This window comes from Sulfobacillus harzensis (assembly GCF_012933365.1).
GTDB lineage: Bacteria > Bacillota > Sulfobacillia > Sulfobacillales > Sulfobacillaceae > Sulfobacillus_B > Sulfobacillus_B harzensis.
In genome coordinates this window covers 41252-66216 of record NZ_JABBVZ010000007.1, presented here as the reverse complement: position 1 = coordinate 66216, position 24965 = coordinate 41252, and the positions used below count along the sequence as shown (strand labels likewise).

At 58.5% G+C, this 24965-nt stretch carries 23 protein-coding genes and 1 pseudogene; 5 read left to right on the top strand and 19 right to left on the bottom strand.

Annotated features, from left to right (window positions below; all coding sequences use genetic code 11):
- Nucleotides 1–71: 71 nt before the first annotated feature.
- The 3 genes from HIJ39_RS03540 (at nt 72) to HIJ39_RS03530 (ending at nt 1654) form a co-directional block, all read left to right on the top strand.
- Nucleotides 72–398 (top strand): hypothetical protein, encoded by a 327-nt coding sequence (locus HIJ39_RS03540; protein ID WP_169096772.1) that lies wholly within the window; start codon nt 72–74, stop codon nt 396–398.
- Entirely contained in the window at nt 385–696 is a 312-nt protein-coding gene (locus HIJ39_RS03535; protein ID WP_169096770.1) for an ArsR/SmtB family transcription factor, read from the top strand. The genes HIJ39_RS03540 and HIJ39_RS03535 overlap by 14 nt, the downstream gene beginning before the upstream one ends.
- A gap of 175 nt (nt 697–871) precedes the next feature.
- Entirely contained in the window at nt 872–1654 is a 783-nt protein-coding gene (locus HIJ39_RS03530) for a 3-hydroxybutyrate dehydrogenase (RefSeq protein ID WP_169096768.1), read from the top strand.
- A 42-nt stretch (nt 1655–1696) separates the two neighbouring features.
- Here the strand turns inward: HIJ39_RS03530 and HIJ39_RS03525 are convergent.
- The 14 genes and pseudogenes from HIJ39_RS03525 to HIJ39_RS03460 all read right to left on the bottom strand — a co-directional run.
- Nucleotides 1697–1888: pseudogene (locus HIJ39_RS03525) on the bottom strand (glutaredoxin family protein); the annotation flags it as partial.
- 260 nt (nt 1889–2148) lie between these two features.
- Nucleotides 2149–3582 carry an aldehyde dehydrogenase family protein gene (locus HIJ39_RS03520; RefSeq protein ID WP_169096765.1) on the bottom strand — a complete coding sequence of 478 codons (1434 nt, stop codon included), beginning with the start codon at nt 3580–3582 and terminating at the stop codon, nt 2149–2151.
- A 45-nt stretch (nt 3583–3627) separates the two neighbouring features.
- Complete coding sequence (locus HIJ39_RS03515; RefSeq protein ID WP_169096763.1) at nt 3628–4623, bottom strand: proline racemase family protein; 996 nt, start codon at nt 4621–4623, stop codon at nt 3628–3630.
- Between the two features lie 15 nt (nt 4624–4638).
- A complete protein-coding gene (locus HIJ39_RS03510) occupies nt 4639–5646 on the bottom strand; it encodes a proline racemase family protein (RefSeq protein WP_169096761.1) in 1008 nt (335 codons plus the stop codon).
- On the bottom strand, nt 5646–6866 hold the full coding sequence (locus tag HIJ39_RS03505; RefSeq protein WP_169096759.1) for an NAD(P)/FAD-dependent oxidoreductase: 1221 nt from the start codon (nt 6864–6866) through the stop codon (nt 5646–5648). Before HIJ39_RS03505 ends, HIJ39_RS03510 begins: the two co-directional genes overlap by 1 nt.
- Nucleotides 6863–7219 carry a (2Fe-2S)-binding protein gene (locus HIJ39_RS03500; RefSeq protein WP_169096757.1) on the bottom strand — a complete coding sequence of 119 codons (357 nt, stop codon included), beginning with the start codon at nt 7217–7219 and terminating at the stop codon, nt 6863–6865. Before HIJ39_RS03500 ends, HIJ39_RS03505 begins: the two co-directional genes overlap by 4 nt.
- Entirely contained in the window at nt 7212–7514 is a 303-nt protein-coding gene (locus HIJ39_RS03495) for a (2Fe-2S)-binding protein (RefSeq protein WP_169096755.1), read from the bottom strand. The genes HIJ39_RS03500 and HIJ39_RS03495 overlap by 8 nt, the downstream gene beginning before the upstream one ends.
- Nucleotides 7507–8685 (bottom strand): NAD(P)/FAD-dependent oxidoreductase, encoded by a 1179-nt coding sequence (locus HIJ39_RS03490; protein WP_169096753.1) that lies wholly within the window; start codon nt 8683–8685, stop codon nt 7507–7509. The genes HIJ39_RS03495 and HIJ39_RS03490 overlap by 8 nt, the downstream gene beginning before the upstream one ends.
- Nucleotides 8686–8707: 22 nt before the next feature.
- Entirely contained in the window at nt 8708–9571 is an 864-nt protein-coding gene (locus tag HIJ39_RS03485; RefSeq protein WP_169096751.1) for a dihydrodipicolinate synthase family protein, read from the bottom strand.
- Between the two features lie 47 nt (nt 9572–9618).
- Nucleotides 9619–11163 carry an APC family permease gene (locus HIJ39_RS03480; RefSeq protein ID WP_169096749.1) on the bottom strand — a complete coding sequence of 515 codons (1545 nt, stop codon included), beginning with the start codon at nt 11161–11163 and terminating at the stop codon, nt 9619–9621.
- Nucleotides 11164–11202: 39 nt separating this feature from the next.
- Nucleotides 11203–12288 (bottom strand): M24 family metallopeptidase, encoded by a 1086-nt coding sequence (locus tag HIJ39_RS03475; RefSeq protein WP_169096747.1) that lies wholly within the window; start codon nt 12286–12288, stop codon nt 11203–11205.
- A gap of 56 nt (nt 12289–12344) precedes the next feature.
- The gene (locus HIJ39_RS03470; RefSeq protein ID WP_169096745.1) at nt 12345–14078 is read right to left on the bottom strand and encodes an ABC transporter substrate-binding protein; all 1734 of its coding nucleotides are present in this window, start codon (nt 14076–14078) and stop codon (nt 12345–12347) included.
- 138 nt (nt 14079–14216) lie between these two features.
- On the bottom strand, nt 14217–16127 hold the full coding sequence (locus HIJ39_RS03465; RefSeq protein WP_169096743.1) for a S9 family peptidase: 1911 nt from the start codon (nt 16125–16127) through the stop codon (nt 14217–14219).
- Between the two features lie 103 nt (nt 16128–16230).
- Nucleotides 16231–16959, bottom strand: a complete 729-nt coding sequence (locus HIJ39_RS03460; RefSeq protein WP_169096741.1) for a FadR/GntR family transcriptional regulator — start codon at nt 16957–16959, stop codon at nt 16231–16233.
- Nucleotides 16960–17201: 242 nt separating this feature from the next.
- Here HIJ39_RS03460 and HIJ39_RS03455 point away from each other — a divergent pair, with 242 nt between their 5' ends.
- The gene (locus HIJ39_RS03455) at nt 17202–18185 is read left to right on the top strand and encodes an aldo/keto reductase (RefSeq protein WP_169096740.1); all 984 of its coding nucleotides are present in this window, start codon (nt 17202–17204) and stop codon (nt 18183–18185) included.
- Between the two features lie 51 nt (nt 18186–18236).
- On the opposite strand, the gene HIJ39_RS03450 is transcribed toward HIJ39_RS03455, so the two are convergent.
- The 5 genes from HIJ39_RS03450 to HIJ39_RS03430 all read right to left on the bottom strand — a co-directional run bounded on the left by HIJ39_RS03450 (nt 18237) and on the right by HIJ39_RS03430 (nt 24081).
- Nucleotides 18237–19205: an asparaginase gene (locus tag HIJ39_RS03450; protein ID WP_169096738.1), complete on the bottom strand. Its 969-nt coding sequence runs from the start codon at nt 19203–19205 to the stop codon at nt 18237–18239.
- Nucleotides 19198–20544 (bottom strand): MmgE/PrpD family protein, encoded by a 1347-nt coding sequence (locus tag HIJ39_RS03445; RefSeq protein ID WP_169096736.1) that lies wholly within the window; start codon nt 20542–20544, stop codon nt 19198–19200. The genes HIJ39_RS03450 and HIJ39_RS03445 overlap by 8 nt, the downstream gene beginning before the upstream one ends.
- Nucleotides 20545–21924, bottom strand: coding sequence for a dihydroorotase (locus tag HIJ39_RS03440; protein ID WP_169096734.1), 1380 nt, complete (start codon nt 21922–21924; stop codon nt 20545–20547). It lies immediately after the preceding gene.
- A gap of 38 nt (nt 21925–21962) precedes the next feature.
- Nucleotides 21963–23207 (bottom strand): MFS transporter, encoded by a 1245-nt coding sequence (locus HIJ39_RS03435; protein ID WP_169096732.1) that lies wholly within the window; start codon nt 23205–23207, stop codon nt 21963–21965.
- Nucleotides 23208–23325: 118 nt separating this feature from the next.
- Nucleotides 23326–24081 carry an IclR family transcriptional regulator gene (locus HIJ39_RS03430; RefSeq protein ID WP_169096730.1) on the bottom strand — a complete coding sequence of 252 codons (756 nt, stop codon included), beginning with the start codon at nt 24079–24081 and terminating at the stop codon, nt 23326–23328.
- A gap of 125 nt (nt 24082–24206) precedes the next feature.
- On the opposite strand from HIJ39_RS03430, the gene HIJ39_RS03425 reads away from it, so the two are divergent.
- Complete coding sequence (locus HIJ39_RS03425) at nt 24207–24965, top strand: iron-sulfur cluster-binding protein (protein ID WP_169096728.1); 759 nt, start codon at nt 24207–24209, stop codon at nt 24963–24965.

The following is a 24965-nucleotide window of genomic DNA, read 5'->3' as shown; positions in this document are numbered from 1 at the left end:
TTTCGTGACTTGATTCGATTAGCAAAGTCGCTTATTATTAGCCCATAAGCTCATAATTAGGAGGAATTCGAATGCCCAACCAAATCGTTGTGGCTACCTACCGCGTTAAGCCCGAATGTGAACACGAGTTCCAAATGCTCTTGTCGAAGCACTGGCCCACGCTCCGAGCCTTGGGATTTGTCAGCGACGAGCCGCCGATCATACTTCGCAGTGTCGATGATCCACCGACCTACACGGAGATTTTCACGTGGGTCGAGAATGGATTCGAAATGGCGCATGAGCATCCGGATGTTCTAGCGATTTGGGAGCCCATGGATCCGCTTTTGGAATCTCGCCAGGGACTGCCACGTTGGGATTTTCCTCATTACTTGCCATGGAGTGCCCATGACCACCAATAAAACTGTCGCCAAAGGCATCCGCGACCTGGAGGACTTGGATGCTGTCTTCGAGGCCTTGGCCCATCGCTCCCGCCGCACTATCCTATCGATTTTGCTCATCCGCGGAGGTGCCATGACATCCCGCGACATTGCCGATCGTTTTTCTTGCGCCTGGGCCACGACCTCACGCCATCTTGGCGTTCTCAAGAACGCCGGACTGGTGTCTGTGGAATTGGACGGCCGTGAGCACATATACCGTCTCAACCGGGATCGACTAGTGACGGTGGCTGGCGGATGGATCGATCGCTTTCGATCCTGACCAGTTGTAGGGCTAAGGTTGTCATCATCGCGGGAGGGAATTTCTGCCAGGCTTGATTCCTACACCGTGAACTCTCATGCGAGTGGTTGATTGCCGAAAGTTTGGCCGCCGTCTCATAAGCAAATGGCAGAATCACGATGTAAACTAGAAAAAACGCGAGATGAGGTGTTGGGACATGTCCAATCTCAACGGAAGAGTGGCCATCGTGACCGGTGGAGCCAGTGGAATCGGACTCGCCATCGTCGAGAGGCTAGCCACAGCCGGGGCCCAGGTGGTTTTGTCGGATGTGCGCCTTGATGCTGCCAAGGAGCAAGCCACAGGCTTGGCAAGTCAGGGGCTTCCGGTCGAGGCAAGACAGGCGGACGCCGGAGCCGAATCCGACCTTAAGGCGCTTATCGATGAGACGGTAGAGCATTATGGACGGCTCGACGTTCTGGTTAACAATGCCGGCATGCAATATGTTGCGCCAGTGGAGGACTTCCCGACAGACAAATTTCAAGAGATGATAAACCTCATGCTGGTGGGTCCCTTCATCGCCTCAAAACATGCGGTTCCGGTGATGAAGGCGCAACATTTTGGGCGTATCATCAACATGGCCTCGGTCAATGGCCTCATTGGGTTTGCGGGCAAGGCCGCATACAACGCGGCAAAACATGGGCTCATCGGTCTCACCAAAGTCTTGGCCTTAGAAACGGCGACGCATTCCATTACGGTCAACGCCTTGTGCCCCGGCTATGTCGACACCCCCCTGGTGCGCCATCAACTGCACCAGTTGGCCGCCATCCGAAAAGTCGATGTATCCCAAGTTTTAGACGACGTCATCTTCCCGTTGGTTCCGCAGCGCCGACTGCTCCATCCTGAAGAAATTGCCCAGTACGCCTTGTTTTTGGCCTCGGAGGAAGCACGCGGCATCACCGGTCAGGCCGTGGTCATCGATGGCGGTTATCTCGCACAATAGGTTTAGACCATCACTCGGATACCCGTTTTGGATGACGCTTGATCACGACAAGAGCAAGGATTCGAGTTTTTCTTTCGCGAATCCCATCACAACCTCCCGATGATCAGCCCACTCGATCACGGTGGTTGGCGTTGCGGTTGCCCCGAGCTCGACTAACTCATCCAGCCAGGCGTCATTTTTCATGATGTCCCGCTCTTCAAACGGGATTTTGTGTTGAGACAGCCACGCCGTCTCGCGCGAGCAAAACGTTCAGCCCCGCTGACTGTAGACAATCACACGTTTCGTCAAGCTGCAGTCTCCTTTCGATGAACATCTCATTATTTCACATCGGGCCCGATGGATGTCAGCAGTCGATAGAAATGAAGGGGCAGAGACGCATCGACGGGTCACACGCCCGAGGACAGGCCCCAGAGGTGGGGGCTGCCTTTACGGCCAGCCCTCACCCTTCCGGGCCCCTGTCACAGGAAGTTGTTCCAGAATATGCGTGTTACCTGTTACGGACAAATGGCTACGGTTTTGACATCGGTGTAGAATTCTATGGCCGCTCTCCCCTGTTCCCGGGAATGGGAACTGGAACCCTTCATGCCGCCAAAGGGTGCCTGAAGCTCCACACCCGCCGTCTCGTCGTTGACCCGCACCAAGCCGACCTCGGCGCGCTCCACGAAATCCAACGCGGTCTTCAAGTTTCTGGTAAAGATCGACGCGCTCAGCCCGTAGGGGATGCCGTTGACCACCGAAATCGCTTCATCCAAGGACCGAACCGTCATGGCAGCCACCACGGGTCCAAAAATCTCCTCCTGAGCAATGCGGGATTCCGGCTCGACCTGGTCGAAGAGGGTGGGCTGAATGTAAAATCCGCGGCCCCAGTTTGCAGGCTGTAATGAACCGCCGGCCACCAGCCTTCCCTCTTGTTCGCCAATTTCAATATACTTGAGCACCTTTTGGTATTGGGCTTCCGAGACCACGGGACCCAGATAGGTGTCCGGATCCAAGGGATTCCCGACTTTAATGGTCGCCAGTTGCTCCCGCATACGGCTCATGAGCGCGTCGTGGGCCGCCTCAAAAACGATGACCCGGGACGTGGCGGTGCATTTTTGCCCCGCAGACCGCATGGCACCCGAAATGATGGCATTCACCGCGCGATCCAGGTCGGCGTCCTCGCTAACCACCACCGCGTTCTTGCCCCCCATTTCGGTCTGGTATTTCACGCCCCGCCTCGTCGCAACGTCCGCGATGTGAGAGCCGACGGCGACGGAACCGGTAAAGCTAATCCCACGAATGTCGGGATGCTGTATGAGGGCCTCACCCACCGTCGACCCCAGTCCGAGAACCAGGTTGGCAACGCCCGGCGGAAACAAGTCGGCCATCAATTGCCACATTCGCACGGCGGTCAAGGAGGACCACTCCGCCGGCTTCACGACCACGGTGTTTCCATAGATTAAGGCTGGCGCCATCTTCCACATGGGAATAGCGAGCGGAAAATTCCACGGCGTAATAATCGCTACCGGCCCCAGCGGAACGCGCGTGGTGTATTGAAGGGTTCGGGCATTTGATGCTGGAATCACATCGCCCAGGCCCCGCATTCCCTCGCCAGCATAGTAACGAAGAATGGCCACCGCCCGGAGCGCTTCGCCGCGGGTCTCTCCGATGGGTTTGCCCATCTCACGCGACGCCAACTGCGCCAACTCATCCACGGAGCTTTCAATCCGGGATGCCGCCTGAAAGAGCAGGTTGCCGCGCGCCACGGGCCCAAGCTGGTGCCAACTCCCAAACGCCCGCCGGGCCGCACTGACGGCCGCATTAACCTCACCTGAACCCGCCAGCCCAACCACACCCACCACTTCGTCCCATTCGGCCGGATTATGAATTTCTTGACGCTCGCCGCTCGCGGCCCATGTCCCATCAATGTAACTGGCACCTTCCAACATCGTCCATCCCCCTACCTGAATCTTTTTCGGCGCTAGCGCCGTGGACTAACGCATTAAGAATGGCTCCACCATCTCTGCCGGATTGCCGTAGAATCGCCGAAACCCGGTGACATAGGCATGACCGGCAATGGTGGTGCGAATTCCCGTTCCCGCGTCCCCCGTCACACGGCCGACGAACACGGTGTCAATGACACTTTCAAATCCATAATCCTGTCTTGGCTGAATCTCTCCCTTGGCATCCAGCACCGCCAGTCGGGCACTGACGCCGCTTCCGCAAGGCGACCGGTCCACCTGGCCGTCGGCAAAAATCGCCACCTGCCGGCTGAGATGCGCGGTATCATGCGGAGTATCGGTAAAAATCACACCATAGAGCCCGCTCAATCGGTCGTCGATGGGGTGACGGGTCAAGTCCAACGCCGCCACGGCCGCCTTGATTTCGGCCGCCCCGTCGACGAGAGAGTCCAAGGACTCCGGTTCCACTGTCAGGTCCAACGCGGCACTTGGCAGTATGGCATAATAGGCGCCGCCAAACGCGACATCGACCATGATGTCCCGTCCCCGAACACGCACAGTCTGATTGAGCGCCACGGGAAAAGCCGGCACATTGTCGAAACTCACACGCTCCACCCGGCCATTTTTGAGCTCTGCATGCGCTTCAACCTGACCACAGGGCACATCGTATCGGATTACAACCTGGTCTCTACTCTCGGCTATGGGGACGCGTCCGGTTTCCACGAACAGCTTGGTAACGGCTAATGTGGCATTCCCGCACATAGCGCTGTACCCCTGGTTATGCATCAAGAGAAGGCCAAAATCGCTATCCGGCCGCTCCGGCTCCACCACTAAGCAACCATACATGCCCTCATGTCCCCAAGGTTCAAACAACAACCGTTGACGATACCGGTCCCAGCGCGACGCCACATAATCGCGTTTGTCCAGGATGGTGCCCGGGGGAATCGCCGGGTAGCCGCTCATAATGACACGCAGCGGTTCGCCGCCGGCATGAAGGTCAATCACATCAAAGACTTCCCGAATATTCATCGTATCGGCTCCTTCTCAAGGCAACAAAAATCCGGCATTGAGGGGATCGCCAGACTCCATCACAAACGTGGACTCGCCATAAAGATAGGCGGATCCGGAAATCTGGACGACCACCGCGGGAAACGGCCCAACCGTTGTCTCACGCAGCACTGTAGCCCGAAACAAGGAGCCCGTCACGCTTTCATGGACAAAACCGCCGCCCACGGGCAGCGATCCTCGACGCCATAGTGTGGCCGCCTTGGCACAGGTGCCCGTCCCACAAGGCGATCGATCCACGCCCCCCGGCGGCACAATGACCATATTCTTGATGTCAGCCCCAGAGGTGGTGGGATCCCCGAAGAATTCGACATGAGTCAAGCCTCTTACATCGGGCAGTTCTGGATGGACGACCTGCATCTGGTCGTTGACGGCTTGGCGGATCGCCTGAGCATAACGGATGGCTTGGCGTGCATGGTTTGGGGTCAATTCCAGCCCTAGGCGCCGGGCATCCACAAGGCCATAAAAATTGCCCCCCCACGCGATGTCTACCGAGACTTGCCCCAGGCTCGGCACCATCACCTCCACATCTTGGGCATAAAGAAAAGCGGGCACATTTTCAAAAGTGACCGAAAGAACCTGACCGTCTTTCACGGCCGCTTGGGTCCGCACAACGCCCGATGGCGTATCTAGCACGACGCGCGTCTCAGGCTCCTTAGCCATTACTTGGCCGGTTTCGATTAGGGCCGTAACCAGTCCAATGGTGTCATGCCCACACATGGGCAGATAGCCGCCCACCTCAATGTAAATCACCCCGTAGTCGGCCTCGGCATGAACCGGCTCTGTCAAAATGCATCCGGACATCACCCCATGGCCGCGAGGCTCAAACATCAGCCCGGTCCGAATCCAATCGAAACGCTCCCGAAAATCGCGCACCTTATCCATCATGGTGCGGCCGGCAATAGGGGGGATTCCGCTGACAATGGTCCGCGTTGGATTTCCCCCCGTATGGGTTTCAATCGTCCGAAACACGTGGGAAAAGTGCATTAGCGACCGCCCTCCACTTGTTGCCACTGCTGGGCAATATCTTCATGGATCCGAGACCACTCATGACTAAACACCAGTGGCGCGTCTGTTCGAACACGTCGAAGTTCACGCGCGTGTTCGGAAACCTCGTCTCCCCAATGATCGCCTTCCCGATGGAGATACCGCAAGATGCCCAAGGCTGCTCCCGTTCCTTGCGCCATGGCTACCGGCGCTCCCTCGACCCCCAAAGCGTTTCCGGCACCAAACACTCCCGGTGCGGTGGTTTCCCCGAGAGGACCAAACACGGGCACGTCATAGATTCCCTCGTCCGATCGCCGGATCCGGGCGCCGACCACGTGAAACAGATCCGGAATCGGTCGGAGACCGCCGGACAGCAACACGAAATCAACGGATTCGATCCACGGTTGTCCCACCAATCTTCCCTCCCTGCTCAACCGCTGCAGCCTAATCCCCTCAACCCGGTCTTCCCCCAGGATCTCAACCGCGGCGACGTTGGGTTTTAAGCGGGTTCCGGCGACGCCAATTCCCGCCGCCGGGATTCGCGCCATCAGTTCGGGAATCCGCCCATCGTCTTTGAGGAGCGGCACCAGCGGACGCGCCCACCAAGGCGCCAGATGCGACAGGGCACCGATAGACCGCCATTGGGCATAAGGTGTCAGGGTCGACGGAGCCGGAAGTCCAGGGGGCGGCATGACGATACCCGTCAGTTCGACGCCCGCCCACGACAACTCCTGGGCGATGGCAAAGGCCAACGGGCCACCGCCCACCACAATGCCCCGTTGCCCCGGTCGAACCCGGTACACGTTGGCCATCACCTGCGCCGCTCCGATGGTCATCACCCCAGGACGATTCCAATTTTTCACGGGAACAGGCACCTCAGCAGCCCCGGTGGCAATGAGGACCGCCGCGACCCCATCAACACTCTCGCTGCCTGATAAGCTGACCCGCCAGCCGCCCTGGTTGGGGGTCAAGGCTACCACCGAGGTTCCCAAACGCCACTGCACGGAAGGGCACTGGCGCACGGCAGCAATGAGCTTCTCGGCTTCGGCCCGTCCGTTCCACCAAAAGCGCCCCCGTCGGTAGAGCTGACCAAGGAGACGTCCTCCCGGTCGGGGATATTCATCAACAATCACTGTGGCGACGCCACTCTGCCCCAGCCGTAGCGCTGCCGAGAGACCCGCCGGGCCCGAGCCAATAATCACGACCTCAATCTGGCTCATAGCCGTTCCATCCCATCCAACGGGCGGAGTTCTTCCGGCCGGTGTTGGCGCTCGACCACCAGGCCCTCCCGAACCGGAAAGAGACAGGCTCGTTGGTCGCGCTTGCCATCGATGGTCATGCGGCATTCAAAGCAGTGCCCAATCGTACAGAAGAGACTCCGCGGCTCGCCGCTCTCTTCATTCCATCCCAATACCCGGACCCCCTGGGCCCAGAGCGCCATTGCCACCGGCTCACCAGGGATGCCCTCAACCGGTATGCCGTCAACGACAAAGGTCACCGGTTGGGGCAGCCGACCCCACGTCGCCCAGGGGTGGCCCGCGGGCACTCGCGGCTCTAGTCGCCCCTTAGGCATCCTCTTGACCCCCTTCGCTAAACAGGGCGGACATGGCAACCGGTTTATACGGGATGCGTGGAGACAACCCCGGAGGGCCACCCGTATCGCCGTCGGGCAGATGCACGCACGCCATGAGCGGCCTGCACACCCTCCCCTGGCACATGCCCATGCCCCAGCGCGTGACCAGTTTCAACTCCCGAAGCGACGTCGGCTGAAAGCTCTCCAGCGCCTGTTGCACGACACCCCACGTCACCCATTCGCAGCGGCACACAACCAGATCGGTCGATGCCGACACGTTCTCCTGACTACGCATGTACGCCTTCCCCCTTAAGAGTCGGACGATCCCAGCGCAAGGGCTCTACCGGAATTACCGGGTCTCGCTCCAGCGCTAAATCGGCCACTAGATGTCCCGTCACAGCTGCCAGCCCAATGCCATCGCCTTCGTGCCCGGCCGCGACAATCAGTCCCGAAATGGGGTCAATGCGGGATACGATGGGAAAGTGGTCCGGTGTCCAAGGGCGAAGCCCTGCATAGCTCCGCATGATGGTCACCTCTCTCATGCCGGGGTAAAACCGCATGGCGCGCCGGGCGATGGCCCCTACCACCTCGACTTGGGGCTCGGTGTTCCAACCGACAAATTCGCGGCTGCTGCCCAGAAGAAAATTATGGCTCTCGGTAGGCTCGTACACCAGTGCCACGCCATAACGCAAGGTCTCTGCCGGCGCAACGCGCTCCCGCCCAAATTTGCTCATCAAGTAGCCAAATTCCATGACCTTGGCATCCCCGAACAACGGGCCCTTGCCTGAAACCAAAAGATGGCCTTTTCGTGGTTGAATAGGGATCGGAATGCCCGCCGACTCCAAAAGACTGGGCGTCCAAATTCCGGCGGCAACCACCACGATGTCGCTCTCCATCAATTCCCCGGAGGGCAGCTGCACGCCCCGAACCCCACCGTCGGCGATCCAAAGGGCCTTAACCGCTTGATGCGGCCGCACGACAGCTCCCGACTGGCGGGCGTGGGCGACCAACACCTGCGTGTACAGAAGCGGATTCAGGGTCGCATCCGATCCGCACACAAGGCCCCCCGGTACGTCCTCGGATAAATGGGGCAAGTGATGGTGGATGGCCTGCTGGTCCAAAAAGGCGAACGGCAATCCTGCCTCTTGTTGCAAACGCACCCATTCGCGCGCCATCTCAACCTCATCGCCATTGTCGCAGACGAGATAACTGCCGGGTCGACGATATTCGAACCGAGGCAGTTCCTGGGCCAGTTGGTGCAGCAACTCTTGGCTTTTCAGCGCCATCTGGCTATCAAATCCGGGGTCTTTGTCAATCGCCAGCACATTGCCGTCGCAGCGCGACGACGTCCCGCCTCCAATATCCCCTTGGTCTAAGAGCGTGACCGAGGCCCCTGACTGGGTGAGGTAGTAGGCGCTGGCCGCCCCAATCACGCCCCCGCCTACCACAATGATGTTGGCCGACAAACCGTCACGTCCCTTCTCGGCATTATAGGCCGGCCAGCACCTCGGACACGACCCGCTTTTCCTCCTCAGTCAACCCAAGACGCGGGGCACGGGTCATGCCGACAGACTGGCCGACGCATTCCATCCCGTATTTAATAACTTGCACCAACCGGGGCGTGGAATCGTAGCGAAGCAGCGGCAGCAGTTTTCGGTATAGTGCCCACGCTTCGTCGGTCTTACCGGTAGTCGCCAGTCGATAGAGCCGCACGCATGCCTCAGGCACAATATTGGCCATGCCGGCAATCCATCCCTTGGCACCGGCGAGAACACTTTCGACCAATAAGTCGTCCGCCCCCGCCAACACCTCCAGTTGGGTGACTTCCTGAATCTCGGTGATACGGCGCACGTCTCCGCTAAACTCTTTGACCGCCACGATGTTAGGCAGCGCTTGCAACTCCCGAAGCCGCGCCGGTGGCATATCGACGGCGGTATCGTGAGGATTGTTGTATATAATGACGGGAAGCCCAACGGCGTCAATCGCTTGGTAATAGGCGCGGGTTTCTTCCCAAGTAGGTCGGTAATTCACAGGTGGAAGCGCCATGACCCCTTGGGCGCCCAAGGACTTAGCCAAGGTGGTCCAGTGCACCACTTTGGCGGTAGTCGGAGCCGCGACCCCCACCACGAACGGGACTTTGCCGCGCGTGACCTCCGCCACCGTTTCAATGACACTCGCCCGCTCGCCATCGTCAAGGGAGGCATACTCCCCACAAGACCCCGTGGGAACGATGCCGTCAACCCCAGACTCAATTAGCCAGGAAAGGTGTTCCCGAAAACGTGGGAGGTCCACGCTAGAATCTGCATTGAAAGGGGTCACCACTGCCACGTATACGCCATTGAATGTTGCCATGTTGCTGTTCTCCTCTCGTTTTCCAATGATAGCCCGACGGATGGATGCTAAGCGTCTTGGGCGAATTGAGCCTGCAAGGTTTCGCTGTCCTCGTTAGAAAGCCGTGAGGCAACACCCCAGGGAAGAAACACCGCCAAGGACACGACCACCACGATTGCGCTTCCCAAATAGAAATTGATGAGTTTCAAAGCGCCGACGCTACCGATATAGGTCATCAGCACTAAAAACGCCATGTACGCGATGTACCACCAGGCGTTTTTAAACTCGGTGACTTTGTAAATGATGCCGAAGATGATGGAGGCCAAGGCCACCAGAATAGCGGAATAGGGAACGGACGGCCAGCCGCTCCAATACACAATCAACGCCGCGCCCATAAAGCCCAAATTGGCTACCAGCGCCGGACGGCGAAAGAAGCCTTTCCGCCCTTGACGCCTAAGAGCGAGCATCGCCACCGGATTGGCGGCGAAGCCTAGGTAGCCCGCCACCACGGCGTCATTGGTCAGAGCGTAAATGGACGGGACGGGAGCGAACAGGAAGGCAATGACGACGCCCACCACGGTAAACGCCAATATAGCCCATGTGGGCACTGCGTAGCGCTGGTTCAACTCCTTGAAGCGCGCCGGAACCAGACCACTTCGGGCCATAGCCAACACCACCCGGGCACCCGACCCCTGATCAATGTAGCCGGTCACAAACGGCGACAGCACCGCCACAATTAATGTCAGGACCAACAACCAGGCAATCACCGGATGGCTGGCGATTACCACAAAGGGGTTCCCCGGCAGTTTGTCCAGGCCAGCCCAATCGCCGGTGGCCAAGTGGACATGCGACCAGGAGAGCGCCACAACAAAGGCGGTCGCAAACAAAAGGTAGAGAATGGTCTGGCCCAAGATAGTCCAGAGAATGGACCGGCCCAGCGCCTCGGGGGATGTGGTTTCTTCCGCATAGTCGGGAATGACCCGGATGCCCCCAAAGGCGAACATGCCCAGCGGGACCGCGGCCAAAATTCCGGTGACGCCAAAGGGAGCAAAGCCGCCGTAATGGCTCAAATTGCCGAAGTGGCCAATCGTTAGGAAAGCCAGCCCCACGACCGCCAACAGCACCAGTTTTATCAGACCCACGTAGCGATTGGCCTGCTGCATCACCTTAATGCCGTAGTAATTCAATGGCAAAAACAGCAGCATCATCACCACCGCGCCTAGCGCCCCGAGAGTGGTGGGGTTGCCATGCGCGTTTAAGAAGTGGGGATAGAAGTAGTTGAGACCCTCCACCGTCGCCAGAGCCTCGATGGGCGGGATAAAAAGGTACCAAAACACGTCCCCAAACGCGTTCAGCATATTGGTCGCTTTGCCGTGACTATAAAGACTGTAGCGCGAGGGGCCGCCCGCCTCGGGAAACTCCATGCTTAGTTCCACTAAGGTGAGGCCAATGAACGTGTAAAAAATGGCACCAATTAGCCAAGCCACAATCACGCCCGGCCCGGCGACGGCGGCCATACCGATGGGACTGAAGAGAATCCCGGTGCCGATGGCACCCGCCATGCCAAACAGAATTTGGTCCCGGGCGGTGAGTTCGCGCCGAAGTTTTACCATGGAATTCGCCTCTTTTCCTCAAGTAATTGTGTTGGGAAGTTAAGAGAGCACTTGGTAATGCTTAGGAACAATGGTCAGCCGTTCGGCTCCATCGCGGGTGACCACCAGGGTATCTTCCAATCGAGCCCCGCCTAGACCCGGAATGTAGATGCCCGGCTCCACAGTGATGGTCATGCCTTCTTCCAACACCCGTTCTTGAGCGGGCGACTGCGAAGCAAACGGGTCTTCATGAATGTCCAGCCCCACTCCATGACCGGTGCCGTGCCCGAAGTATTCGCCAAAGCCTTTGGCCTGAATGTAGTTGCGCACGGCTGAATCCACGTCACGGCTGGTGTTGCCCGGCTTCACTGCGGCAATGCCTCGTCGCTGCGCCTCCGCCACAATATCCCAGATCTCGCGGAGCTTGGCCGGCACTTCTCCCGTCCCCACCGTAACGGTCTCGTCCGACTTGTACCCGTCCACCTGGGCGCCAAAGTCGATGGTAACCAGTTCCCCCTTCCGAATCATGCGTCGGGTGGGATGAGCGTGGGGCAGCGCGCCGCGTTCACCAGCCCCGATAATGGTGGGAAACCCCAGTGATTCTGCTCCCCGCCGCCGCATTTCCATCTCCAGATCGAGCGCCACCTCGATTTCCTGCCGGCCCACCATGCCTGGCAAAACCACCATCAGCGACTCCCCGGCAATTCGCGCCGCCTCGCGCATAGAGTGAATTTCCTGGGAGTCTTTGACAATACGAAGCGTCTCAATGAGGCGCTCTAACGGTTTCCATACCACCGGCACCGTGCCATTCCAGCCTTCCCACATCTCGTATGGCACCTTGTCCGGTTCCCACCCGAGCGTGTGAATGCCATTGTCTTGGCAAAGGGCGGCAAGGGTCTTGGCGACGGGCGACTCATGCCGCACAACCGTGAAATCTGGTGATTCCCCCGCCGCCTGATCGAGATACCGGAAATCGGTCAAAAGCCACGCCCGCTCAGGCGTTATTAGAAGGTATGCCGACGATCCCGTAAATCCGCTGAGATACCGCAAGTTCGTCGAACTTAGCTCTTCTGGTGCCGCGATGATTGCTCCCGATAATTGCCGTTCTGCTAACGCTTTTTGAAACCGCTCCAATGATCCCCGCATTCCGATCGCCCCTTTGGTTGACGGCGCGCCGAATGGATCACGGCGCGCCGCCCTCCTTATTTGCTAATCCAGAAGTAGTTGAACTGAGACAGACCCGTCGCGCCATTGATGTAACTTGTGTTGTGCACGGTAGGCGCAAACACGTCCAGCCCACCAAAGTTGTTTTCCCACAACATGGGGACCTGTTTGGCGGTGTAGTCCTCGTACTTGAAGAAGATTTGCATGGTCTTCGCCTGCGTAGCCTGCGGTTGGTGAGTGGCATTAATCAGGGCATCCTCTTCGGAGCTGGAATACCCGTCGCCATTGGGGGCGCCGGTGTTGAAGAGCCCGTCGCCGGAAGGATACCAACCAGGCCCGTCATAGGCCCATCCCGACCCCGTGGCCATCTGCCAAGTCTTGGGCTGCGAGGTATTGAACTCCATGCTGATCATCTCCGGAAAGGAAACCCCTTTCAGGGTGACTTGAATGCCTTCCTTGGCCCAGTCCTGCTGCATCAACTCCACCGTTTGGGTGGTGCTTTCCGTTCCCGTGGTATACAGCATCGTAAACTGAAGCTTTTCGTTCCCCTTGGTCATCACCCCATTGACGTCCTTCCATCCGTTTTGCTCCAACAGCGCTTTTCCGGCCTTGGGGTTATACGGATACGGGTTGGATTTCAGGGCGGGGTCAAAGAATTTCGTCCTCGGCGTCGATGGAATGGGGCCGTAAGTAGGCGGCGCGAACCCGTGATAGATTTTCTTGTTGATGGCCTGCTGATCGATCCCCATTTCCAAGGCTTGGCGCACCGGCAGTTGGTCGAAAATAGCACGGGTGGTACTGCCTGGGCGCATGTTCAGATCGGTCCAGTAATCAGACATTAAGTACGCGGGCACAATTTTGTCCCCTTGTGCGACCAAGGCGCCGCGAGCCCCGTATTGACTCAAATCGAGGTAGCCGACATTAATTTGCCCGGTCTTGAGTGCCGCGTACTCGGAATCATTGGAACCCTCATAGTCAAAGACCAGTTTGCTGACGTTGGCCTTATGCCCATCATAATGCGGGTTCGGAACCATAACCCAGTACTGATTCTTGACCGCCTTTTGAAGAATAAATGGGCCATCGACAACCTTTTCCATGGCCGCCGGGTTAGTCCCCAATGACCCTAAATACGCGATCTCTTTGGACCAGTTGTTGCCGTCCACGTCCATCGTCTGAGCGGGTAGGGGAAAGAATTGAACCAAGCCGTTATAAATGAACCACTGCTGGTTGGCAGGCTGCTTCAATGTGAAGGTCACTTCATAGTTGTTGTTTTCCACGACACTTTGAATCCCACTCGGAATATCTCCGGTGCCCACCCCAACGTAAGGCCATGGCTGGGGCGCATTGGCGGCGGAAGCCGCCTTGATCACGTTCCAGGTGAACATGAGATCCTTAGCGGTGACCGGCTGCCCGTTCGACCAGTGCCATTTTTTGTTGAGAAACACGTGGTACACAGTCCCCTGGGCGTTGTAGGTAATCTTTTTGGCAATCGAGGACTTCCACACAATCTGCCAGTGGGTGTTGAGCCAGATCAAGGGTTTGAAGGATTGGTCCTGCACCATGGCGTTGGGCAACGTGTCAAAGCTGGCGCTCGTCACAGGAAGATACCAATTGATGTTGGTGTCGGGTGACAAGGCGACGTTTAACGTGCCGCCTTTCTGCACCGCCGTGCTGCTGTTGTTTGACGAGCTGGTGGCCGCATTGCTTCCGCAACCGGCCGCCACTAGGCCAACGCCCGCCGCAAGGGCTAAGGCGATGGATCGCGTCTTCACGAATATCTCCTCCTCATAGCGATCGCGGTAGCGGCCATCGACGCCCCGGTGTGCGCGCGGTGTTGAAGAGTTTTTGGGGCGGACACCGCTATTCCGTCAAGCCATCTATACGCCCAATTTCTTTGGGCGTAATGGTTTTCATCTTAAGTTTGAGAACCACGCCAACATGCGGCCATGTGCGTCCACTAGGGTTCCGGGCCGTCCGGCCCGGTGGAACGCGTGCGACTCCCGGACATAGCGCACCAATTCCACGGGTTTTCCCTGCATTCTGAGGGCGGCGAACATCATCTCCGCCTCGATCAAGGGACAGGTCATGTCATCTTCCCCATGAAGCAAGAGTAGTGGCGCCCCGATCCGATCGGCATGCATCAGCGGCGAATGATCGTGATAATACCCGGGAATTTCCCATGGCGCCCCTCCTTGATCGGTGGCCAGCGACTCCCAATGATCAATTCCCAGCGCCGAGGTGAGAAGATGCGAGACGGTGGAGATGGCAACCCCAGCGTTGACCCGTTCGGGGTAATGCGTCACCATCCAGTTGGTCATGAAACCTCCGTAGCTCGGTCCAAAGACCCCCACCTGCGCCGTCGCGCGCACCCGTCCATCGCTGATTAACGCATCCATCAAGTGGATTCCGTCGCGTCCCTCCAAGGGACCCCAATTGGCGTGAACCAAATCCGCAAATCCTTGGCCGAACCCGGCACTGCCGCGGTAGTTCAAGGCCGCCACCAAATATCCTTCAGAAGCAAGAATCTGCTGGGTATGGGAGAAGTACGGGCCAAAGGCCCCATGCGGCCCTCCGTGAAACTGAAGGAGCCACGGATGATCGGCGGAACGGTTGGGCAGGCTCCAGAGCCAGGCGGTGACCGTAGTACCATCAGATTCGAAGGCATATTCCTCCGGATTTCGGCACACGACTTTGTCCTGTAGCCAAAGGTTATCATCCACCTCTGCCAACACCGTTCCCGATTCGTCTTTTAGGGTGACCAACGGCGGACTGTCAGGCCGAAAAACAAGTTGTGCCCGAGTTTGCCCATCTGTCGATAGAGTCGGCCAGCCCTGATGGCGGTCGATGAGCGTGTGCTCCCCATTGCGCCCGGTTCGCATTAGGTGATATTGCCCGCCCTGATTGACGACCCACAAGATGGCTGAGCCATCGGGAGTGTAGACCGGTTTGCCGCCTCCGGGCTCAGGGGGCTCATGCACGAGGGCTGCCCCACGATCGAGATCGTGGGATAAACAAGCTACGCGCCATCCTCCCTGTACGCGACGGGCTTCATGCAAATGATAGTCGGCAGTGCTTCCCGTGTCGCGCGAATGATTGTGCAAGAAGGCAATAGCCGCGCCGTCAGGCGCCCAGACGGGATAGAGCGCCACGCCGGATGCATCGGTTACCCGTTCCCATCGCCTGCTCTCTATGTCCACCGTATAAACGTCCCAGACCCACTCCCGGTCCCAGTCCTGCGAACGCGTGGTCACCAGTGTCAGCAACCGCCCATCCGGCGACCAACTCGGGGTGAAATGATGAAAGGATTCAGGCGAAATAGGATCCAGAATTCCCTGCTCCAAATCAACGACAGCCACGGTCCACAGGCGACTGCCAATGTAGCCCCGTGAATCAAAGTGATGCCGCAATCGGCGCACGATCCGAACTTCTGCGTCGGATTCCCGCGGGTTGGACACATACTCCACCGCGACGCGGCGTCCATCAGGGTTCCAAGCCAGCGAAGTCCCATCGCCCGGTATTGCGATCGGACTTCTGATGGCTCGCCCATGCCTATCGACCACATGGAGCCAGGATCCCGATTCGGTTGGGCCCTCAACATAGGCTAACCCTTCGCCGTCCGGGGCCCACTCAGGATGGTGCAGGTGGGTGCCTTTGACTTCCATCGCTCCGTCCATATCCGGTCCTTCAACGCGAATGGTGGATACCCGTGCATCCCCGTCAAATTGGGACAAGGCATAGGCTGCCACCCGGCGGTAGGGATGAACGCGCACATGGGATGGCTCCTTAAGCTGAACGATATCTTCCGGGGTAAAGGGCGTCATCGGCAACCTCCATGCTCTAATGATTAGACCATTGAGCGTATGCCTATTATAGAGGAGCAAGCGCATAAGTTGCAAACATTTTATACTTTAGCCGAAGATTAAGTTAGCTCTTGTCCCCCACGGCAATATTGGACAGGACATGATGCTGCATCAATTGGCGGGCATCGTCGTGGCGATGCTCAGCAATCGCTTGAATGACCTCGCCAATTTCCTTTTCTTGCTGGTCCCGCCACCCGGGGCTGTCGTTGCGGGCGATGGCGAGTGAACTGCGCCGAAATACTTCGTGAATCCCCTGCATAATAGCAATGCGGATTTGGTTCTTAGAGATCTCAGCAATCTTAAAGTGAATCTTCAAATCCAGATCGACGAAGGCATCCCACGTTCCCGTTGGCCCCACCCGTCGAAGTTCCTCAAGCAGCTCATACAACCCCTGGGACTCCTCTCGGGTGGCCCGACGGGCGGCCCACGATGCAGTTTCCGCCTCAAAGGTGCCGCGGAACTCGTTGAGGTCCTCCGAGGTCGCATGGCGAAAGTGGATAAACGCGCCCAAGAGCAACCCGGCACGCTCCGGACCGGGCTCAACGATAAAGGTGCCCCCTTGGGCTCCGCGCCGCACTTCAACCACACCAAGCGCCTCCAAAAGCCGCAGGGCCTCCCGCAAGGTGGCGCGGCTCACGCCAAAGATTTCCCCCAAATCGCGCTCATTGGGCAGGCGATCGCCCACCTTTAGCTTTCCGGAAAACACGGCTGTCTGGATTTGCATGGCGATTTCCTCAAATCCGCGTGTGGACCGAATCTCACGAAACAGCGCCTCAGTTGGCTTATCTTCCATATCGGGCAATGACTCCCCTCATCAATCCCAAGCTAAGTGTTAGACCATTAGACTATTATAGGCGCATTCACCGGAGCCTCTATAGCAATTTGCCAGATTTTCTGTCGGTGAGTCGGGTGGTTCATCGGTGGGAGCCATTTAGCACAGACTGACTTACCGCCCCAGCTTATTCGACGTCCTGGTCCTTTTTGGCTATCATTAGCCATGAACAAACGCGGATTGACGACGGAGGGGGCCATCCAATGCAACGCCGGACGTTAGGAAAGACAGGCTATCAGATTAGCGAAATGGGTTTGGGCACCTGGGCCATTGGCGGTTCATGGGGACAGGTTGTGGACCGCGATCGGGCCCTCCACGGCTTGGCATACGCAGCCGATCAGGGTGTGAATTTCTTCGATACAGCCGACGTCTACGGCGACGGGCGAGCCGAAGAACTTTTGGGCGCCATTTTTCATCAACGGCCGGACATCCTCATCGCCACCAAGTTTTGCCGACGTGGCGACATCCAGGACTCCGCCACCTATCGGTACGATACGGTCAAGAGGTATCTTACCGATAGTCTTCGGCGCCTTCAACGCGATGCCGTTGACCTGTACCAAATTCACTGCCCCCCGACTTGGGTCATCGAACAAGGCGATGTCTTCGACGTGTTGGACCGGCTTCAAGACGAGGGATTGGTGCGCCATTACGGGGTGAGCGTGGAGACCATCCACGAAGGCTTGATAGCTATGAACTATCCCCGGGTCGCGTCGCTGCAGGTCATTTTCAATGTGCTTCGCCAGAAACCGGTCGCGGACCTTTTTCCGAAAGCATCCGCAAAAAATGTCGGCATCTTGGCTCGGGTTCCGTTGGCTAGCGGTCTCCTCACGGGCAAGTTTCGCCCAACCGATACCTTTCCCGACGCGGATCATCGCAATTTCAATCAAAACGGCGAGGCCTTCAACGTCGGCGAAACCTTCTCTGGTCTCCCCTTTCAAAAGGGTGTGGAGCTGGTTGACGACATCCGCTGGATGGCAACAGGGCGTGGCACGCTCGCGGCCGCGGCCCTGCGCTGGATTCTTGACCAGCCGGCCGTGACCAGCGTCATTCCCGGCTTCAAGAATATTGACCAAGTCCAGCAAAATCTCGCGGCCGCGGACGCGCCCTCGTTTTCTACAGAGGAGTTGGACCGCCTGTCCGCCTTCTATCGCCGATCGGTTGAGCCCTGGATTCGAGGGCCGTACTGATTGGGCTCGCGCATTCGATGGTGCAGCCCGGGCCGCCCCAGGCCGCTCGGGTTATTCTGGCGGGAACATCCACGCTTGGCCTTTAAAGGTTTCCGTCACCGAAGCGTCATTCCCTAGGGCAGCCATAAGCAATATCCGCGCCTTCAAAGGGTGCAGATCGGTAAAGGAGACCCCTATCATCTCCAACGTGCGGCTTCCGCCTGCCCCACCATACCAAGGAAAGACGCCGCCCGCTCCGGTCCGTGTCGCCACCACAACAGAAATCCCCCGGTCAAAGGCCTCTTTCAGCCGCTCGGCCACGGCGGCGTTGACGTTGCCGACCCCGCTGGCCGCCAAGACCATCCCCCGCACGTTATCCAGTGCAATGCTGCGTCCGTCCATCCCCGCGGAAAACCAGACTAACTCGACCTCTGGGGCAAGCTTATCGCCCGAGCACGGATAGCGCCAGGCCGGCCAGTTCAAAAGTCGCAGGCCATGGGGGTAGACCCGCGCCAGAGCGCCCCCGTCTCCCCCGGAAAAAGCGTGCAACGACCAACTATCCGTCTTTCCGGCCGTCATGGCTGAAAAGACAAACCCATCAAACACAATCGCGGCACCAAGACGCCAAGCCTGGGGATGGACGGCCATCCGCACGGCGTCAAACAGATTTTGCAGCCCGTCCGCCCCGGGTTCCGACGCCACCCGCTGAGCCCCCGTAAAAACCACGGATTTTCGTTGGCCACTCGCTGCTAGGCGCACGTCGGTCAAAAAGGCGGTCTCTTCCATCACCCCGGTGCCATGAAGAACCACGACAGCATCCGCGTGGGCTTCCACCACCCTCAGCGCCACACGATTCATGTCGCTCAGCGTGAAATTGCTTGAGAGCGCCTGACCCTGATCTTCGATCTTCAAATCCCATTCATCCGGAATGGGCAATGCCGCCGTGAGTTCTTTTACGCTTTGCCCGGGAACAAATCCCGCAGCTGACGGAACCGAACTAATTGTGCCCCCCGTTGCAATTATCAAGAGTGTTTTAGCCATTCTGGGTCCGCCTATCGTGAAGAATTTCGAGTACTGTAGTCCACCAGGCCCCGACTGTCCGGTGATTGTCTACCGCTTTCAGCGCCCGCCAATCCTGTTCATCCAGTTCCGGCAGCAAACTCAACGCTTTGATCCGCAAATTGTCCCAGGATGCAGGACGCGACACCCCGCCTTGGGGCTCCTCACAAAACGCATTCAGGAGCTCCCCTGAGGTAAGCCGCACCCGGACGCGAGCCCCTGCCCGCTCTGGAAACGCCTCGCTAAGATCCGCCGCAGGCCGAGAGACAACCCGCCGGGCTACCGAACGAATAGCCTCGTCATTGAGCGCAGCCGCCTCGTAAAGCGATTCATCCGCGCGGCCCGTCAACAACGCCCCCGCCACCGCCCATGGGATGGAAAATTTCGCAGACAGCCGGGAGCCGTTCGGTAATCCGGCTGTGCGCATGAACCGTTCCGGCACTTCGACTTCCACCATGGCGATATCCTCGGGAACCAGCTTAGCCCTGTGGGCAATGGCAAGCGCGGCTTCGCTAGCGCCGTGTGTCAACGCACACCCGGCGTAGAATTTGTGGTATCCACGGCTTATAGCCCAGTCGCCATCCATCAAAAACGCCTCGCGGTCTAAACCCCCTCCCAACGCTGGAGCCAGAAGCGACTCGATGGCGGAGGGCTCAGCCGTAAAGCCGGCTTCGGCCAACTCAACCGCCCAGTAACCTAGCCCAGCGCCGACGCCGGTATAGCTGTTGCGGACGGTGTGACCAGTAAAACAGGGACGCCAATCCGTGCGAAGTGGAAGCGAGGCGGCCAGGGCCATACTCCGCGCGATGGTGTCTGCATCATGACCGCGGAGATATGCGATGGCTGCCGCCGCACCCACACTGCCAATATGGCCATGAGGATGGACGGTTGGAGCAAACGCGAGGGCGCGGGCCAAGCGTGCCGTCACCTCATACCCAAACAGCAAACTCCGGCTAAACGCCTCCATGGAAAGCGTTGACGCATCAACTTCCGCGGCCGCCAACAGCGCCGGCACCAGGTGGATGCCCGGGTGTCCCGTGGGCCGCACCCCCTCATCCAACTCCAGAAATGTCCCCCCGGCAGCATTGACAAGGGCAGCCCGTTCTGGGGTTGTCCGAAGCTCTCCGCCTCCGGCAAGAAGGTGGGACGGGCCTTCGGGAAGGGCCCATAACCGAGCAAGCTCCCGAATTTCCGGCTCTTTGGCGCCGCGGGCCATGACCACCACCGTATCCACCAACACCTGATAGGTACGGACGGGGATTGCGGTCACGGCCAGCAGCGGGAGCACGCGGTCCAGAAATTCGCGCTCAATGCCCGGCATTCAGCGCGCCTCCGGTTTGATGAAACGTCCCGCATGCGCAACAATTTTCCCGTTTTCCATGACCGCCTGACCCCGAAGGTAGGTGGCCGTGATCCGCCCTTTGAGTTCCGTGCCCATCCAGGGATTCTCCGGGTTTAGTGAGTAGAGCTCCGCGCGACCAAGGTGGGTTTTTGCCCGTGGGTCGACGAGGACAAAATCGGCATCAAACCCCACATCGATGGCGCCCTTGATGCGGAAAAGACCATAGCGTTCGGCCGGGTGACGGGAGAGGATGTCGGGTAGGCACGCCATCGGCAATTGCCCGCGCAGCGCCAAATCCAGCAGGACCGGAAAGAGTGTCTGTACCCCTGCAAATCCGGCGGGCGCCTCGGCGAAGGGCACCGCCTTTTCGGCGGCCGCATGCGGCGCATGGTCAGATGCCACAAAAGCGACCGCTCCTGACGCCAGCCCCGCCAGGAGCGCCTCCCGGTCCTCCGCATGGCGGATGGGGGGATAGACTTTCGCCACGGGTCCCAATGCCTTCACATCGTCAGCGGTAAGGGCTAGATATTGCGGACAGGTTTCGGCGGTCATATCGATCCCGGAACGGCGGGCACGACGGACAATATCGACCCCCGCCTTGGATGACATGTGCACCACATGCACCGCGCAGCCGGTAGCCTGAGAAAATTCCGCCGCCAACTCCATGGTGGCCGCTTCCGCCACCACCGGCCGCTCCCACAACAAGCGTTCCACCGCGTCCCTGGACTCTCCCGCGTGCTGGCTGCGAAAAGCGATGATGGCATTGTCCTCGGCGTGAACCGCTAACACCTTTTTGGCTTGGGCAAGCAACTGAAACAGCTCGAGCACCCGGCCGTTGTCTGGCGGCGGAATCACCGGCTGCCCCGCTTTGGGAACATAGACAAGAGCTCGGGTCTCGCGATCCAAAGCGTAGCCCCAAAAGAGTTTGAACGCGCTGACCCCCAAGCTAGACAAATCCTCAATGTCCTGAGGACTGGTTTCAGAGGTCACCATCCCCCACATCCCAAAGTCAACGGTCGCTTGTTCAGCCAAATGTGCTTGGCGGGACAAAAAACTGGCACGATCAGTGACAGGGGGCACACTGTTTGGCATTTCGAGAACGGTGGTCACCCCACCGGCAGCCGCCGCCCGGGTACTATGAAGAAAGTCCTCCTTATGCGTCAGCCCCGGATCGCGCGAGTGCACGTGCGAATCGATCACACCCGGAAACATCAGTAGCCCTGTCGCCTGAATGCGCTGTTTCGCCTCCAGCACCGTATCCGAGAACGCTCGAAAACGTCCTTGCTCCACGTATACATTGACAGGGCGAAGCTCCCCGCCGATGGCCACGTGCGCGCCTTCAATGCCTAATTCAAACATAGTGTGCCCCCTCCTCCGATGCGTTTCGGATGCCCCCGTTAGGACTCCACAGTTTCTGTGACAAGTGGCTTTCCCTTCAATTCTTTCACAGTAAAAATGACCACCAAGGCGGCGATGGGATAGACGATGAACAGAAGCCCTAGTGCCGACGTGATACTGCGGCTGGACGCCAACAGGCCAATGAGCAGGGGGCCGAATCCTCCGCCAATGCCGCGGCCCGAGCCGAAGATGAAATTCTCAGCCGTTGCCCGCGCCTCGGTCGGAAAGTGTTCACCCAAGATAGCCCCGTAGCCCCCCATCCCGCCATTCACAAAAACCCCCAGAATCGCGCCGCCCAAGAGCAGCACCGTGGGGTTGCCCAGCGAAAAGTACAAGGGAATGACCAGCGCCGTCGCCAGGAAAAGCACAATATAGGAGGGTTTGCGGCCGATTTTATCGCAAGCCCACCCGAACAACAAAATGCCGCCCACCATTCCGGCTGTGGTCAAAAGAACCCAGAGCGTGGTGCCCGCCAACGAGAAGTGCTTTTGTTTTTCCAGCGCGGACGGCATCCACACCATAATGCCGTAGTAGCCAAAGTTCTGAACAGCGGTCATAAACCAAAGACCAATGGTCGCTCGGGTTCGATCCGCCGAACTGAATAGATAAGCCAAAGGGAACTTCTGCTTCTCCCGACGAACTTGCTGATGCATGGCCGGATCCTTCAATCGACGGCGATACACAAAAGCGATAATTGCGGGTAGCACGCCCACCACCATCACGCCGCGCCAGCCGAAGTGCGGCAGAACAATCAGCGTTACTACCGATGCCAAAAGCGTGCCGATGTTAAATCCCACCGCCACATAGGAACCACCCCGAGCGCGCAGATGACGGGGCCAAGTTTCCATAACCAGCGCCATGCCAATGCCGAACTCGCCGCCAATACCAATGCCCACTAAAAAGCGCAGAGCGGCAAAAGTGCCGAAATTGGGAGACAGGGCTGAGACGCCGGTCGCAAAGGCATAGAGCAGGATGGAATAGGTGAATGTCTTGACGCGTCCTAAATAGTCGGCCAAGAACCCGAACAAATAGGCGCCAAGCCACGTGCCCCAGAGAGACACCGACGCAATGACGCCGCCCCGCGCGGTGGACAATGCGAACGTGGTCATGATCGCCGGCAACGTATAGGAGATAACCTGCTGATCCAACCCGTCCATGGCGTAGCCTAGAACCGCCGCCCAGACGCTTCGCGTCTGCAGCGACTTGGCCTCCTGGGTCACGGGAGCCGATACGCCCGCCTCCATGAGACTCCCTCCTTGTTTCATTATTTGAAACTCAGTTGCACTTCCTGCGATGTGATTTAAGACTACGGGAGGCGGGCAGATGGTGTCAATATGATTCTGAAATTTTTGTTTTGCGCGTTTACCGATGGCCCCCGGGCACCAGCGAGAAAGCCTCTATCTCCACGGCCAATTCCCTGAGGGACTGAAGGATGCTGGACTGGTTTTTCTTAAAGTCGCGAGCCGATCCCACCACCGACAGACTGGCACCCGACCCGTCCAGCATGACCGGCACGGAAAAGGCGGCCACCCCCGGTTCCATCTCTTCATAGCACGTGGCATACCGGCGCCCCTGCACCTGCTCTAAATCGCGGCGCAAGGCCGCCGGATCGGTCAGCGTCTTGTCCGTGAGACGGTCAAAAGGACATTTAGCGATAAGTTCCTCCAACTGATCGGAGGGCAAAAAAGCTCCAATGACCTTGGCGGCTGCCGCAGCATTAAGCGGCATTACCGCCCCCACCCTGGCAAAATAACGATTGGACAAGGGCGGATAGGCGACATCGGTACAGACAATCTGAGTACCAATCAGCTCGCATAAATACACACAGAGATGAGCCGAGCCAGCGAATTCCGCCATGCGCGCGCGAACGGCATGCTGGCGGGCTCCAGGGCTCACCAACGCCGAGGCCCATTTCAACACTTGCGGCCCGATGCGATACGCTTTAGAGACCACGTCCCGCTCCAAAAGCCCATATTCCTCCAACGAGGTCAGGACACGGGACGCTGTCCCTTTAGGCCAATCTATTTGCCTGGCGATTTCGGTGGTGCCTGCCCCGCGGTCGCCATGGCTTGCCACCGCCTCCATCACTTTCACCAACTTCGCAACCGACTTGTCCAACTCATCCCCATCCTTTCCGACTTCTCTGAAAAAACAGCTTGACCGAGTCTTGCTCTCTTGATTTTATCGTAAAATTAACGTATAAATCGAAACATAGTTCCATATTTCGAAACGAGGGATTTTGTATGAGCCCGTGGACCGAGGATGAGGGAACTGTCCTGAACAACTGTCGGGTGGACCGGGACGTCTTTTTTTTGGAAGTCCGGGCTCCAAACATTGCGCCAGCCAGCCAGCCGGGCCAATTTGTCATGTTGTCCGGGTGGGATGTGCATCCTTTGCTACCCCGGGCCATGGCGCCCATTCGGTTCGACACTGAGCGAGCCGTCTTGGCTATCTACTATCGCGTCGTCGGTCCCGGCACCGAACGGTTAAGCCGCCTAGGACCCGGATCGCGGCTTCGTCTCATTGGCCCTTTGGGCACACCGTTGGTTCCCCAGCACGGCCCCCTTGCCCTAATAGGGCGCGGCGTTGGGATTACGCCACTACTTCCCATTGCCGAGGCGGCAGTCCAACTAGGAATTCCCGTCCGTTCTTATCTTTCCGCGCGGACCCGCCCATTGCTGCTGGAAGAGCGACGCTTTGTGGAGCTTGGTCCCTTGGCCACGCATGTTGCCGAATTGGACGGCCCCCACACGCTGGTCACGGAGCAATTGGCGCGCGATCTCGAGGGCGGGTTCATACCGGCGATGGCGATAGTGGCGGGATCCGGCCGCCTGGCGCAGCACGTCCTGATGTTGGCGGCTCAATTTGGATTTAGGGCGCAATCCTTTGTCGAGGAGAAGATGGCCTGCGGCGTTGGCTATTGCAAGGGGTGCGCCATCGGGAACCACGGTCGGCTCATTTGTCTGGATGGTCCCGCCCTGCCATTGGAGGAGGTGCTTTAA

Excerpts from the sequence above, each read along its gene's own strand:
- HIJ39_RS03480 (WP_169096749.1), bottom strand. The coding sequence starts at position 11,163 with ATGGTAAAACTTCGGCGCGAACTCACCGCCCGGGACCAAATTCTGTTT.
- HIJ39_RS03505 (WP_169096759.1), bottom strand. The coding sequence starts at position 6,866 with ATGAGCCAGATTGAGGTCGTGATTATTGGCTCGGGCCCGGCGGGTCTC.
- HIJ39_RS03440 (WP_169096734.1), bottom strand. The coding sequence starts at position 21,924 with ATGTTTGAATTAGGCATTGAAGGCGCGCACGTGGCCATCGGCGGGGAG.
- HIJ39_RS03455 (WP_169096740.1), top strand. The coding sequence starts at position 17,202 with ATGCAACGCCGGACGTTAGGAAAGACAGGCTATCAGATTAGCGAAATG.
- HIJ39_RS03450 (WP_169096738.1), bottom strand. The coding sequence starts at position 19,205 with ATGGCTAAAACACTCTTGATAATTGCAACGGGGGGCACAATTAGTTCG.
- HIJ39_RS03475 (WP_169096747.1), bottom strand. The coding sequence starts at position 12,288 with ATGCGGGGATCATTGGAGCGGTTTCAAAAAGCGTTAGCAGAACGGCAA.
- HIJ39_RS03435 (WP_169096732.1), bottom strand. The coding sequence starts at position 23,207 with ATGGAGGCGGGCGTATCGGCTCCCGTGACCCAGGAGGCCAAGTCGCTG.
- HIJ39_RS03510 (WP_169096761.1), bottom strand. The coding sequence starts at position 5,646 with ATGCACTTTTCCCACGTGTTTCGGACGATTGAAACCCATACGGGGGGA.
- HIJ39_RS03520 (WP_169096765.1), bottom strand. The coding sequence starts at position 3,582 with ATGTTGGAAGGTGCCAGTTACATTGATGGGACATGGGCCGCGAGCGGC.
- HIJ39_RS03485 (WP_169096751.1), bottom strand. The coding sequence starts at position 9,571 with ATGGCAACATTCAATGGCGTATACGTGGCAGTGGTGACCCCTTTCAAT.
- HIJ39_RS03425 (WP_169096728.1), top strand. The coding sequence starts at position 24,207 with ATGAGCCCGTGGACCGAGGATGAGGGAACTGTCCTGAACAACTGTCGG.
- HIJ39_RS03465 (WP_169096743.1), bottom strand. The coding sequence starts at position 16,127 with ATGACGCCCTTTACCCCGGAAGATATCGTTCAGCTTAAGGAGCCATCC.
- HIJ39_RS03495 (WP_169096755.1), bottom strand. The coding sequence starts at position 7,514 with ATGCGTAGTCAGGAGAACGTGTCGGCATCGACCGATCTGGTTGTGTGC.
- HIJ39_RS03500 (WP_169096757.1), bottom strand. The coding sequence starts at position 7,219 with ATGCCTAAGGGGCGACTAGAGCCGCGAGTGCCCGCGGGCCACCCCTGG.
- HIJ39_RS03445 (WP_169096736.1), bottom strand. The coding sequence starts at position 20,544 with ATGCCGGGCATTGAGCGCGAATTTCTGGACCGCGTGCTCCCGCTGCTG.
- HIJ39_RS03530 (WP_169096768.1), top strand. The coding sequence starts at position 872 with ATGTCCAATCTCAACGGAAGAGTGGCCATCGTGACCGGTGGAGCCAGT.
- HIJ39_RS03540 (WP_169096772.1), top strand. The coding sequence starts at position 72 with ATGCCCAACCAAATCGTTGTGGCTACCTACCGCGTTAAGCCCGAATGT.
- HIJ39_RS03515 (WP_169096763.1), bottom strand. The coding sequence starts at position 4,623 with ATGAATATTCGGGAAGTCTTTGATGTGATTGACCTTCATGCCGGCGGC.
- HIJ39_RS03460 (WP_169096741.1), bottom strand. The coding sequence starts at position 16,959 with ATGGAAGATAAGCCAACTGAGGCGCTGTTTCGTGAGATTCGGTCCACA.
- HIJ39_RS03535 (WP_169096770.1), top strand. The coding sequence starts at position 385 with ATGACCACCAATAAAACTGTCGCCAAAGGCATCCGCGACCTGGAGGAC.